Annotated in this window: 9 protein-coding genes; 6 read left to right on the top strand and 3 right to left on the bottom strand. The window is 57.2% G+C overall.

The genetic code is table 11. From position 1 onward, the window contains the following. Positions 1 to 741 precede the first annotated feature (741 nt). The 6 genes from C7476_RS14725 (at position 742) to C7476_RS14750 (ending at position 8,660) form a co-directional block, all read left to right on the top strand. Complete coding sequence (locus C7476_RS14725) at positions 742 to 1,473, top strand: FadR/GntR family transcriptional regulator (protein ID WP_114430855.1); 732 nt, start codon at positions 742 to 744, stop codon at positions 1,471 to 1,473. A 105-nt stretch (positions 1,474 to 1,578) separates the two neighbouring features. Beyond that, a complete protein-coding gene (locus C7476_RS14730; RefSeq protein WP_114430677.1) occupies positions 1,579 to 3,087 on the top strand; it encodes an ABC transporter substrate-binding protein in 1,509 nt (502 codons plus the stop codon). Positions 3,088 to 3,161: 74 nt separating this feature from the next. Then, the gene (locus tag C7476_RS14735) at positions 3,162 to 4,109 is read left to right on the top strand and encodes an ABC transporter permease (protein WP_114430678.1); all 948 of its coding nucleotides are present in this window, start codon (positions 3,162 to 3,164) and stop codon (positions 4,107 to 4,109) included. Further along, positions 4,106 to 4,984 carry an ABC transporter permease gene (locus tag C7476_RS14740; RefSeq protein ID WP_114430679.1) on the top strand — a complete coding sequence of 293 codons (879 nt, stop codon included), beginning with the start codon at positions 4,106 to 4,108 and terminating at the stop codon, positions 4,982 to 4,984. The genes C7476_RS14735 and C7476_RS14740 overlap by 4 nt, the downstream gene beginning before the upstream one ends. 22 nt (positions 4,985 to 5,006) lie before the next feature. After that, the gene (locus tag C7476_RS14745; protein WP_114430680.1) at positions 5,007 to 6,794 is read left to right on the top strand and encodes a gamma-glutamyltransferase family protein; all 1,788 of its coding nucleotides are present in this window, start codon (positions 5,007 to 5,009) and stop codon (positions 6,792 to 6,794) included. A gap of 6 nt (positions 6,795 to 6,800) precedes the next feature. Next, positions 6,801 to 8,660 (top strand): ABC transporter ATP-binding protein, encoded by a 1,860-nt coding sequence (locus C7476_RS14750; RefSeq protein ID WP_114430681.1) that lies wholly within the window; start codon positions 6,801 to 6,803, stop codon positions 8,658 to 8,660. A gap of 51 nt (positions 8,661 to 8,711) precedes the next feature. Here C7476_RS14750 and C7476_RS14755 read toward each other — a convergent pair whose 3' ends face one another. From C7476_RS14755 to C7476_RS14765, 3 genes are all read right to left on the bottom strand, one after another. Then, positions 8,712 to 10,394, bottom strand: a complete 1,683-nt coding sequence (locus C7476_RS14755; protein ID WP_114430682.1) for an ABC transporter ATP-binding protein — start codon at positions 10,392 to 10,394, stop codon at positions 8,712 to 8,714. Then, complete coding sequence (locus tag C7476_RS14760) at positions 10,391 to 11,335, bottom strand: acetamidase/formamidase family protein (protein WP_114430683.1); 945 nt, start codon at positions 11,333 to 11,335, stop codon at positions 10,391 to 10,393. Before C7476_RS14760 ends, C7476_RS14755 begins: the two co-directional genes overlap by 4 nt. Positions 11,336 to 11,405: 70 nt before the next feature. After that, complete coding sequence (locus C7476_RS14765; RefSeq protein ID WP_114430684.1) at positions 11,406 to 13,025, bottom strand: ABC transporter substrate-binding protein; 1,620 nt, start codon at positions 13,023 to 13,025, stop codon at positions 11,406 to 11,408. Between the last annotated feature and the right edge of the window lie 4 nt (positions 13,026 to 13,029).

The following is a 13,029-nucleotide window of genomic DNA, read 5'->3' on the forward strand; positions in this document are numbered from 1 at the left end:
AGCAGCATAAAACATCGTCATCTCCCTTCATCTCGGTCAAGCCGGGATAGTAGTGGGAGCTCGTCCCTGGGGGGACCGCCCGATTACACATGCTTTGCGCCAATAGCGGACTCCCCTCTGGTATAGTCCCTCCCATATCGAACCGCTGCACTTTCGAGATTTTATGATCTTGTTTGCGGCTGGACATCGTACAGTCGCCAGAAAGGGCGTTTGATTTCGATGAGTTGGCGAAGGGGATCGCGAGCCTTTACTTGTCGCGGATGAGCGCAACAAGTCCACCTTAACAGCCGGACGTGTGATGCAGATAGCCATCGCCGTCAAAATCGACAAAGTGCGAAGATGCCGACACGGTATCGACATCTAAACCGTTGCCAGACAGATCGAGCAGAACCGGTGCAGATCTAGTTCCCTGTCCGCCCATTCCATTCGTACGGTTTGCATCAGGATAACCACCGCTATTATAACGACCCTTGGTACCGGTACTCGTAGCCTCATCGTAACTTCCTCGTCCCCCGAAACAGCATGGTCGCTACCAACACCGCTAGCGCGTTCATTCTTGCTGGTGCGTGGCCCACTCAGGCTTCTGCCTGGACCGGCGCCAGCACAAGGGACGGTCGCCACCGGAATGATCGACTGCACAGAAATTGAGCAAAATCGAATATGCTCAAAAAATACCTTGACGCAGCTCTAAAAATGACTTCGACTGAACCAATATCACAATTGGTTCGAACCATTACCCGCATGGCAACTAATCAGTCCCAGGAAAATTCAAACTATGCGCTCGAGCGCCTGCGCGGTCTCTTGGCGTCTGATCAACTCGATAGTGATGGAAAATTACCCACCGAACGGGCGCTGGCGCTCATGTTCAGAGTGAGCCGCCGTTCTATACGGCGTGCGCTGGAAGTATTGGCAGCCGAGGGTCAAATCTGGCGTCGCCAAGGCTCAGGCACCTATGCCGGCCGCGAGCAGGATGACTGGGCCAATCACGTCGAAACTATCGTTGCCGGTACCAATTTCATGGAAATCATGGAGGTCCGCCTCAGGATAGAGCCGCAGCTGGCACAACTTGCAGCAATGCGCGCCAAGAAGGATGAGATAACCCGCATGCGGGAACTCGCGCTGAAGATACGCGAAAGCGATGACTCCGATTCGCGTGAGCTGTGGGACGGCGCCCTGCATCGGCAAATCGCCCAGAGTGCCGGCAACCAGTTCTTTCTGACGATCTTCGATGTGATCAACAAAGTTCGCCAGGACGAGGCCTGGCGGCTTATTCGCGAAAAAGCGCGCAGCGCCAACGACACCCTGTCGGTCTCTCACGCTCAACACGCAACGCTCATCGATGCAATCGCTGCACATGATCCAGCAAAAGCCGGCGAAGCCATGCGTCAGCATCTTCTGATGCTGCAAGAACGGTTGATCCGCCAGACGTCAATGGACACCGCCGGAAAGGGTGTTCTGAGCGACGCATCATAGGAACGCGCTTTCAACGGCGCCGTCACCAAAAGACCGAGAAAACAATCGGCATTCAATATGGAACAACCGAGCGCATGCAACCGCTCACAATGAGGAGTTTAACGTATGAAAACGGCGAGATTTATTGCGACGCTTGTGGTGGGAGCGATTTTGGCGTTTCCAGCCTTTGCTACCGAGTTGAAAATCGGTCTCCAGGATGATGCCGATGTCCTTGACCCGGCTCAGTCAAGAACCTTTGTTGGCCGCATCGTATACACGGCGCTGTGCGACAAGCTCGTCGATGTCAACCAGAAGCTCGATATCGTGCCGCAGCTTGCGACTGACTGGAAATGGTCGGAAGACGGTACGGAACTTGTCATGGACCTTCGCCAGGGCGTGACATTCCATGACGGCACGCCGTTCAACGCGGCAGCTGTCGTTGCCAATATCGAACGTTCGAAAACACTGCCGGAATCCCGGCGCAAGAGCGAACTCACCTCCGTCAAGACGGTCGAGGCGATCGGTGATTATCAGGTCAGGTTCACGCTGAACAGTCCGGACGTGACGCTGCTCGCCCAGCTTTCCGATCGCGCCGGCATGATGGTTTCGCCAAAAGCCGCCGCGGAAATGGGTGCGAATTTCGGCAACAAGCCGATATGTTCCGGGCCGTTCAAGTTCGTCGAACGCGTCCAGCAGGATCGCATCGTTCTAGAGAAGTTCCCGCAATACTGGAACGCCGCCAACATCTTCATCGACAAGTTAACCTTCCTGCCAATTCCCGATACGACTGTTCGCCTCGCCAACCTCCAGTCGGGTGATCTGGACATGCTGGAACGGCTGGCCGCAAGTGATCTGGATGCGGTCAAGAGCGATTCCAGCCTGAATTATGCCGATACGATCAACATCGGCTACATGGCTCTTTACGCCAATATTGCCAATGGTCCGCGTGCCGATAATCCCTTCGGCAAGGACAAGAGGCTGCGGCAGGCATTTTCGCTCGCCATCGATCGTGAGGCCGTCAACCAGGTCGTCTATGAAGGGACGTCTGTCGCCGGCAACCAGCCCTATGCTCCTAACAGCCCCTGGTTCGACAAGGATATACCTGTGCCGGCTCGCGATGTTGAAAAAGCCAAGGCCTTGATGAAGGAAGCCGGGCACGAGAAACTCGATATCGAGCTTCAGGTACCCAACAACCCGGTTGCGATGCAGATGATGCAGATTATCCAGTCGATGGTCGCGGAAGCCGGTTTCAATGTCACGCTGAAGGCAACGGAATTCGCAACGCTATTGTCGGAGCAGACCGCAGGTAACTACCAGCTCAGCCGTTCCGACTGGTCCGGCCGTGTCGATCCGGACGGCAACCTGCATCAGTTCGTCACCTGCAAGGGCGGCATCAACGATGTAAAATACTGCAATCCGGAAGTAGACGCTCTTCTCAACGATGCCCGCAAATCGACTGACAATGCGGTGCGCAAGCAAAAGTACGACGCGGCTGCAAAGATCCTGAACGACGATATGCCGGTCATCTATCTTGGCCATCAGTCCTACATCTGGGCGTTCAAGAAGGGCGTAACAGGCTTTGTCCCCTATCCGGACGGAATGATCCGTCTGCAGGGCGTGAAGAAGAGCGGCTAGTCAAATCGGTATAGCGCGGCTGCCGTAATTGCAGCCGCGCTGGAATGCCGATCAACACCTCAGGATTGCAAGCCATGTACACCTACATCGGAAAGCGGCTGTTGCTCGCCATACCGACCTTGATCATCATATCGATCTTTGCGTTCTCCCTGCAAAAGCTTCTGCCAGGCGATCCAATTCTGGCAATGGCGGGTGAGGAGCGGGACCCGCAGGTGATCGAATTCCTGCGTGACAAGTATCGTCTGAACGATCCAGTGGTCTATCAGTATTTCTATTGGATTGGCGCAGTGGTCCAGGGTGATTTCGGCATTTCGCTGCGGACCAACCAGCCGGTGCTTTCATTGATTGCGGAAAAGCTCCCGGTCACGATCCAGCTTGCGATCATGGCAATGATATTCGCGCTCGCCATCGGCGTTCCCATCGGCATCCTGGCGGCGGTGAAGAAAAACACCTGGATCGACTATGTCGCCAATATCGTTGCGCTATCAGGTCTATCGGTGCCGAATTTCTGGATGGGGATCATGCTCATCCTACTTGTCTCGGTTAAACTTGGCTGGCTTCCTGCCTCGGGTTATGAGCCGTTTTTCAGCGATCCCGTACGATCCCTGCAGACAATGATCATGCCTGCCTTCGTTCTAGGGCTGGCGCTTGCCGCCACCCTGATGCGGCACACGCGGTCATCCATGCTCAGCGTGTTGCGCTCCGACTACATTCGCACGGCGAGAGCCAAGGGCGTTTCCGAACAGGCGGTCATTCTGCAGCACAGTTTTCGCAATGCGCTTCTGCCGATCGTCACGCTCACCGCCCTCCTCTTCGGAGAGCTGCTTGCAGGCGCGGTCCTTACGGAGCAAATTTTCACCATTCCCGGCTTTGGCAAGCTCATCGTCGATGCTGTTTTCAACCGCGATTATGCGGTGGTCCAGGGCGTTGTTCTGTGTACGGCGATCGGCTTCATCCTGATGAACCTCGTCGCTGATGTGCTCTACGTCCTGCTCAATCCCAGAATGAGGGCTGCGCTATGACGATGCTGCAACAAACCCTGCAGACAGCCCCCAAGCACATGCGTTCCGGCAATCGCGCCTGGAGAAAGCTCAAGGCCAACAAAAGTGCCGTTGTGGGGCTGGTCATCATTGTCTTTTTCGTGACTCTTGCCGTCATTGCGCCGCTGCTGCCTATCGCCGATCCCATGGCCACAAGCTGGTCGGCAATCCGCAAGGCGCCATCGGCGGCACATTGGCTGGGGACGGATGACATCGGCCGCGACATTCTCTCCCGCATGATCTGGGGTGCCCGGGCATCGCTGATGGCAGGCGTCTTTTCGGTCGGTATCGCAGTGGCCATTGGCGTTCCTCTCGGCCTGATGTCCGGCTATTTCGGTGGGTGGGTCGATATGATCATTTCCCGCGTCACCGAGGCCTTCCTCGCTATGCCATTTCTCATTATGGCGATCGCGCTCGCTGCCTTTCTTGGGCCAAGCCTGTTCAATGCGATGATTGCAATCGGTCTGTCGGCGATGCCGCTTTTCGTGCGTTTGACCCGCGGTCAGGTCCTCAGCGTGAAGACAGAAGATTATGTGGAGGGCGCCCGGTCCATCGGTCTCGGTCACTACCAGATCATTACACGCTACATCCTGCCGAATGTCTTCTCGCCGCTTCTGGTTCAGGCAAGCCTGACAATCGCGACCGCAATCATCGCCGAGGCCAGCCTGTCGTTTCTAGGCCTGGGGCAACAACCCCCTGCTCCGAGCTGGGGCTCGATGCTCAACGTGGCCAAAAACTTCCTGTCGCAAGCCCCATGGATGGCAATGTGGCCGGGTGCGGCAATCTTCCTGGTCGTTATCGGCTTCAATCTTCTTGGTGACGGTTTGCGCGACGCCCTCGATCCGCGCGAAGCATGAATATTCAAAAAGGAAACTTCCTATGACCGCATTTACGACTCGGCCCGAAATCCTGGGGACATTCGGCGTCGTCACCTCAACGCACTGGATCGCTTCCGCCGTCGGCATGAGCATTCTGGAAAAGGGCGGCAACGCATTCGACGCTGCCGTTGCAACAGGTTTCGCACTCCAGATCGTCGAACCACATTTGAATGGTCCCGGTGGCGACATGCCGGCCATCATCTATTCGAAGAAAAAGGACAAGGTCGAGGTCATTTGCGCGCAGGGACCGGCCCCCGCGGGTGCTACCATCGACCACTACAAGGGTGAAGGACTTGACCTCATCCCCGGTGATGGCCTGCTGGCCACTGTTATTCCCGGATCATTCGACGGCTGGATGCTCATGCTTCGCGACTATGGCACGCTTTCCGTCCGCGATGTTCTTGAGCCGGCTATCTACTATGCCGCAAACGGTCACCCCGTTCTTCCGCGTGTGGCGGCCACCATCGATGGATTGGGCGAGTTCTTTCGCAGGGAGTGGCCGACATCCTTTGAAACCTGGTTGCCTGGCGGCAGTGCACCCGAGCCTTGTTCCAATTTCAGGAATCCGGTCCTTGCCGAAACCTGGAAGCGCATCATTGCCGAAGCCGAAACCAGGAAAAATCGCGAAGACCAGATCGACGCGGCGCGCAATGCCTTCTATCGCGGTTTCGTTGCCGAAAAGATTGCCGATTACCTGAAAAACGCCGAGGTCATGGATGCAAGCGGCAATCGGCACAAAGCCGTGCTCATGGCCGATGACATGGCGAACTGGAAAGCTACCGTCGAAGAGCCTCAGACTTACGACTATCACGGCTGGAATATTGCCAAGACAGGCCCCTGGGGCCAGGGTCCTGTACTCCTGCAGTCGCTCGCCCTTCTGAAGGGTTTCGATCTCGCGTCCATGGATCCGAACGGCGCCGACTTCATCCATACGGTGACAGAAGCCATGAAGCTGGGATATGCCGACCGGGAAGTCTACTACGGCGACCCGGCTTTCTGTGAGGTTCCGATGCGGCACCTCCTGTCCGACACTTACAACGATGAGCGCCGAAAGCTGATATCCGCTGAGGCTTCAATCGAGCTTCGGCCTGGCACAATCGCGGGCTTCGAAACGCAATATGATCTGACGATGGCCATGCTGGGTGGCATGAGTTCGACGAAAGGTCCCGTCTACGAGCCGACGATGGCACATCTATCGGAAAAGCGGGGCGATACGGTCCATATCGATGTCATCGACCGCGAGGGGAACATGGTGTCGGTAACGCCGTCCGGCGGCTGGTTGCAGTCGTCGCCCACTATTCCCGGCCTCGGCTTCTGCCTCAACTCCCGCGCCCAGATGTTTTGGCTGAGCGAGGGTCTGCCGACGTCGCTTGCTCCGGGCAAGCGGCCGCGCACCACCCTCACCCCGACGATTGCGCTCTTTGAGGGCCGACCAGCCATGGCATTTGGCACGCCCGGCGGCGACCAGCAGGATCAATGGCAGCTTCCGTTCTTCCTGCGCCATGTCCACCACGGAATGAATCTTCAGGCGGCGATCGACCAGCCGCTGTTCCATACGACACATTTTCCCAGCAGCTTTTATCCCCGCACCAGTCAGCCGGGCAACATCACCGTTGAGGCCGGTGTCGGAGCGGAGGTACTCGACGCACTGCGCCGGAAGGGTCACGAAATCACTGTGGCCGATCCCTGGACGGTGGGGCGTATGACCGCCGCCAAGCGCGATGCAGACGGTTTATTACGCGCTGCAGCTACACCCAGATTGATGCAAGCCTATGCAGTAGGACGGTAGCCGACGATGACGAACACTTTAGCAGCCACCGTGCCGGAAAATACGACCGACATTGCCAGGCCCAAGCCTGTCCTGTCAGTTGAAGGACTGTCCACGTCGTTCAGCGTTGATGGTGACTGGAAAAACGTGGTGCGCAACGTGTCGTTTGACGTCATGCCCGGCGAGACTGTTGCCATCGTTGGCGAATCCGGTTCGGGCAAGAGCGTCACCTCACTCTCCATCATGCGGCTCCTCGCCAAGGGTACGAGCCGCATCAATGGCAAGATCATGCTGAACGGCAAGGATCTTCTGTCGCTCACGGACAAGCAGATGCGCGATGTACGCGGCAATGACGCGTCGATGATCTTTCAGGAACCGATGACCAGTCTCAACCCCATCTTCACCATCGGCCGGCAAATATCGGAAGCTTTGACCTGCCACAGCAATCTGTCGCAGGCCGACGCGCGTGCCGAAACGATACGGCTCCTGGAAAAAGTGCGCATCCCCAACGCCTCATCACGGTTCGACGAATATCCGCACCAGTTTTCCGGCGGTATGCGCCAGCGTGTGATGATCGCCATGGCCCTCGCCAGCCGGCCAAAACTTCTCATTGCCGACGAGCCTACAACGGCACTGGATGTAACAATTCAGGGCCAGATTCTCGATCTCATCAAGGTTTTGCAGGAAGAGGAAGGCATGGCCGTTCTCTTCATCACCCATGATATGGGCGTGGTCGCGGAGATTTCCGACCGCACAATCGTTATGTATCGCGGTGAGGCAGTCGAGAGCGGCCCGACCGATGATATCTTCCATCGCGGCAAACACCCGTATACCCGCGCCCTGCTTTCCGCTGTGCCGCGATTGGGTTCGATGAAGGACAGCCGTTGGCCGCTGCGGTTTCCGATCGTCGATGTTACCACCGGCGTATCCACCGTCCCGACCGAAGTCGCCGATACAGTCGACAAGCGCAAAACACCCATCCTCGAAGTCAAGAACCTCACCACGCGCTTCGATATCCGCTCCGGCTTGTTCGGGCGCAAGTCCGGCGCCATCCACGCAGTGGAAAACGTCTCCTTCGATCTGTTTCAGGGTGAAACCCTGTCCCTCGTCGGCGAGTCCGGCTGCGGAAAATCCACAACCGGCCGCTCGATCACCCGGCTTGTGCAACCCGACAGTGGCGAGGTTTATCTCGATGGCTACAATGTACTCACTCTTGACCAGGCGAGCCTGCGCAATATGCGCAAGAGCATCCAGATGATCTTCCAGGATCCTTTCGCCAGCCTCAATCCACGCATGAGTGTCGGCGCAACGATCGCCGAGCCCTTCATTGCCCACAGGCTTGGAACCAAGAAACAAGCGCAGGACAAAACCGTCGACCTGCTCGAACGTGTCGGTTTGACCGCGGATATGATGAAACGCTATCCGCATGAGTTCTCCGGTGGCCAACGTCAACGTATCGCCATCGCGCGTGCGCTCGCTCTTGATCCAAAGGTCATCGTTGCCGACGAGTCCGTCTCGGCACTCGACGTTTCTATCAAGGCGCAGGTGGTCAATCTGCTGCTTGATCTGCAACAGAGCTTCAATCTGGCATTCCTGTTCATTTCCCACGATATGGCCGTGGTCGAGCGCGTGAGCCACCGGGTCGCCGTCATGTACCTTGGCGAAATCGTTGAAATTGGCCCGCGCGCCGCGGTGTTCGAAAATCCCCAGCACGACTATACGAAAAAGCTGATGGCTGCGGTGCCCGTGCCCGATCCCGCGCGCCGCGCGATCAAGCGCGACGTTGCGACCGATGAACTGAAAAACCCTGTTCGGTCCGTCGACTATTTGCCGCCGGTCCGCAAATATTGTGAGGTGTCGAATGGACACCTCGTTCAAGTCGAGTGACGAAATCGATAGCCAACTAATCGGAATACCGCGCAAGCAGCATCGTTCAATTCAGATTATCTGGCGGGCACGCGGATCGGGAATGGGAACGGCAGCCATCAGCGCGCGGGTGTATTCGTCCTTTGGCGATTCGAACACCTCGCGTCGCGTGCCCATCTCGACTATCCGGCCTGCTCTCATGACGGCGACATTATGCGACATACGCTCAATCACGGCCATGTCATGCGAGATGAAGAGGTAGGCCAACCCCATCGTTTCCTGCAATTCGAGCATCAGATCGAGAACGCGAGCCCGCACCGAAACATCGAGCGCTGCCACGCTCTCGTCTGCAACGATGAGCTTTGGCTCCAAGGCAAGAGCGCGCGCAATGCAGATGCGCTGGCGCTGACCTCCGGAAAACTCGTGTGGATAGCGGCTGGCGGCGTCAGCCTGCAGACCGACACGGCGGAGCAGTTCGGCGATACGATCGTCTCGCTCGCTCTTGTCGGCGAGACCGTGAATGATCAGTGGTTCTGCTATCGCAGCGCCCACAGCCATACGCGGGTCCAGCGAAGCATAAGGGTCCTGAAAGATCATCTGCGCCGAGCGTCGGATGGGCTGCATCTGGCGTGCGCTCAGACCGCCAATATTCTTTCCATCGATCACCACATCACCCGTGAATGGGATCAGGCCAAGCACGGCCTTGCCGGTCGTCGATTTGCCCGAGCCGCTTTCACCAACAAGGCCGAGCGTTTCGCCCGGACGAAGCTCGAATGATACATCTGTAACAGCGGAAACAGGTGGCTTGCCCTTGAACAGCCAACGCGTCGGACTTCCATAAGTAACGTTGAGATTGCGCGCAAGGAGCACTGGCGAACGGTCTGGCACCTCCACGCGCGCAACTTCAGAACCGACGCGCGGTGGTCCGTCCGTCCCCGCATGGGCACCAAGGCGAGGGACGGCGGCAAGCAACTGTCGCGTGTAGAGCTTGGTCGGACGGTCGAAGACCGTCATGGCACTGCCTTGTTCAATGATCCGCCCGTTCTGCATGATCGCAACACGGTCGGCCATCTCGGCGACCACGCCCATATCATGGGTGATCAAGATGATCGACGCCCCGAATTCCTGCTTCAATTCCCGCATCAGTTTGAGGATCTGCGCCTGTACCGTGACATCAAGCGCTGTCGTCGGCTCGTCGGCAATCAGGACCTTCGGTCTGCACGAAAGAGCCATCGCTATCATGACCCGTTGGCGCATGCCACCGGAGAGTTCGTGCGGATATTGCGTCAGGCGGCGGCCGGGCTCGGTGATGTGGACTGCGTCGAGCATTTGCCGGGCTATCGCTTCAGCCTTGCCGCTTTCGGCCGCCTGATGCTCGCGGATCGCTTCGATGAGTTGTGTTCCGATTGAAAGCACAGGATTGAGCGACGTCATCGGTTCCTGAAAAACCATGGCTATATCGCCGCCGCGTACGCTCCGCATTGCACGATCGGATAGCTTGGTCAGCTCGCGATCGCCGAGCTGGATGCTGCCTGATGCAATCTGCAGCGATGCCTTGGGTAATAGTTGCATGATTGACAGCGACGTTACGGATTTACCAGATCCCGACTCCCCGGCGATACACAAAGTCTCGCCGGGATTGAGATTAAAGCTAACGTCCTCGAGAACACGCCGCCTGCCTTCCGGCGTGCGGGCGTCCACACACAGGTCTCGTACTGACAGGACTGGCACGGATGCTGGTGCAACCAATTTCACGCGAACACGATCCTCGGGAAGTAGAACGAAACCACCCAGTTGGGCGCGTCAACGATCTCGCTGATCCGCAGATCGCCACAAACCGAGCAGAGCAGGTAGGCATCGATCGGGCTCATACCGTGCTCAACCCCGAGCAGATCGATCATACGCATAAGGCTTTCGCGTGCGCCTGTCATAAGATCAGGCCCAACACCTGTCGTCACCTCATAGCCCGCACCATCGAGATGGCGGGTGACCGGCTGTGTCGTCGTAAACCTTGGACTTTTCAGCCGGGCGTCCTTAACGAGTTCGATAGTGGCTTCGACCTCCATCTGGCTTTCGATGGCCGTTCCGCAAACTTCGCCATCGCCCTGCGCCGCATGTGTGTCGCCAATGGAAAACAGCGCTCCTTCGACTTCCACCGGAAGATAAAGCGTTACGCCCGCCGTCAGATCGCGGATATCCATATTGCCACCGACCTGCCGCGGTGGCACCACCGAGTGCAATCCCGGTTCCGCAGGAGCAACACCGATTGTACCGGCAAAGGGCTTCAGGGGAACGCGTCCGCCCGGACCATAAAGCGAAGGTGTCATGGCGACCGGGTCATAAGTCCACATATGCAAAGCCGGTTCTGCAAACTGATCCGCAAGCAGACCGAATCCTGGAATATTAGCCGTCCAGCCGACGCCTGAAGGCACGAAGCGGCGAAGTGTGACCTTCAGCGCATCACCGGGTTTGGCACCCTCCACGTAGACTGGGCCCGTAACAGGGTTGATCTTGCCGAAGTCGAGATTGGAAAGGGTTTCAAGCGTCGCACCCTTGCCGAGTTGTCCACCGGAGGAGTCCAGACATTCGAAATGGATCGTCTCGCCGGCCTTGGCGACAAGAGCAGGCTCGAAGTCGCGGTTCCAGCCGAAATGATGTCTCGCACGATGGATGGTGTGGGTGCAGGCAACGCACATGGGCAGCTCTCCAGAAAATTGAATATCATTCCCCGGGACTTTTTACGCCCCGGGGATCACACGAAGGCGATTACTGCTTCACGTAGATGGCGTCGTAGTTGATGACGCGGGTTGGATCGATATAGATATTGTCGGCACCGCCCATGCGTAGCGACTTGGCAACGACGCGCCGCTCGTTGATAAGCGGAATCCATGGAGCATCGGCCATGATGTCTGTGAATATCTTGCCCCATGTGGCTGAGCGTTCGGCCACCTTAGCCGGATCAGACATCGAATCCGCAGCAACCGCCCGCTTGTCGATATCCTGATTGCAATACCAGGACCAATTCCAGCCACCGGGTACAGCGCCGGAGCAGCCGAGGATTGGTCCGTAGAAATTCGACGGGTCCGGAAAGTCTGCGATCCAGGCCATGCCGCCAGACCAGATCATGGGTGCTTCACCCTCGGTCCCGCCTGCAGCAATAACGTTCGCTTGCGCCAGCGCGCGAACTTCCGCCTTCACGCCGACAGCCGCCAAATCCTGCTGAATCGCCTGCGCTATACGCGGCTGTGGATCTGTGTTGGTGGAGTAGAGCACGGTTTCGAAACCGGTTGGGAACCCTGCCTCCGCCAGCAGCGCTTTGGCCTTTTCAACGTCATAGGCATAGCCGGTAAAGCTCTTGTCATAGCCCGGCATTAGTGGCGGAAGCGGCTGGTTCGCCGCCGTCGCACGGCCGTTCAGGATACGCGTAATGCGATCCTTATTGATTGCCATGTTGAGCGCTTGGCGAACCTTAAGATTGTCGAGGGGCTTTACCTTCGTGTTCAACGTAATGTAGCCGGTTTGAAGTTGTTGGCCATCGACGATCATCTTCGGACCATCGGCAGAGTTCTTGATCTCGAGAAACTTTGCCGGAGGTATGCCATCGCCGGCGATATCGACTTCGCCCTTCTGCAGCCGTAGCAGTGCCACAAGCGGCTCTTGACCCACTTCGACCGTAAACTTGTCGATGTGCGGCATGTCCTTGACGAAATATTCCGGATTGCGTTCAAAGACGAGGTGCTGACCAATTGTCCAATCCTTGAGAACAAAGGTGCCGGAGCCGACAGGTTTCTTGCCGAAATCGCCGCCCGCTGCCTCGACTGCTTCGTGCGGAACGACGGAAGCAAAATTGATTGCAAGGACGTGGAGGAAGGTCGCGTCAGGACGGGACAGGTGGAAGATGACAGTCGAGTCGTCCGGTGCCGCAATACCTTCCAATGTGGTCGTCTTGCCACCTGTGACGTCTTCATACCCCTTGATCGACCCGAAGAAACCAGCGCCGGGTCCTTGAGTCTTTGGATTTACAGCCCGCTCGATTGAATATTTCACGTCGGAGGCCACGACTTCGCGGCCGTTTGTAAATTTCACACCCTTGCGAAGCTTGAACGTGTAAGTGAGGCCGTCATCCGAAACCCCGAAGGTCTCGGCGAGCGATGGAATCAGATTGGCCGTCCCTGGTTCATAATCCATCAGCCGGGAATAAAGGCTCTTGATCATCGACCAGTTGACCCAGTCGTAACCGATCGCTGGATCAAGGGTGGCGATGTCATCCTTATAGGTAACGATGATATCGCCGCCTTGTTGCGGCGTATCCTGTGCAAACGAAGGCAGTGGCGTGAGTGCCAGTACCGTCGCAATTGTTGTGTTTCTAAGCCAGCTTTTGAACATTTTG

The organism is Phyllobacterium bourgognense (assembly GCF_003337575.1).
GTDB classification, from domain to species: Bacteria; Pseudomonadota; Alphaproteobacteria; order Rhizobiales; family Rhizobiaceae; genus Phyllobacterium; species Phyllobacterium bourgognense.

Bases quoted from the DNA above. Each gene is read 5' to 3' on its own strand.
- C7476_RS14725 (WP_114430855.1), top strand. From the start codon at position 742: ATGGCAACTAATCAGTCCCAGGAAAATTCAAACTATGCGCTCGAGCGC.
- C7476_RS14730 (WP_114430677.1), top strand. From the start codon at position 1,579: ATGAAAACGGCGAGATTTATTGCGACGCTTGTGGTGGGAGCGATTTTG.
- C7476_RS14735 (WP_114430678.1), top strand. From the start codon at position 3,162: ATGTACACCTACATCGGAAAGCGGCTGTTGCTCGCCATACCGACCTTG.
- C7476_RS14740 (WP_114430679.1), top strand. From the start codon at position 4,106: ATGACGATGCTGCAACAAACCCTGCAGACAGCCCCCAAGCACATGCGT.
- C7476_RS14745 (WP_114430680.1), top strand. From the start codon at position 5,007: ATGACCGCATTTACGACTCGGCCCGAAATCCTGGGGACATTCGGCGTC.
- C7476_RS14750 (WP_114430681.1), top strand. From the start codon at position 6,801: ATGACGAACACTTTAGCAGCCACCGTGCCGGAAAATACGACCGACATT.
- C7476_RS14760 (WP_114430683.1), bottom strand. From the start codon at position 11,335: ATGTGCGTTGCCTGCACCCACACCATCCATCGTGCGAGACATCATTTC.
- C7476_RS14765 (WP_114430684.1), bottom strand. From the start codon at position 13,025: ATGTTCAAAAGCTGGCTTAGAAACACAACAATTGCGACGGTACTGGCA.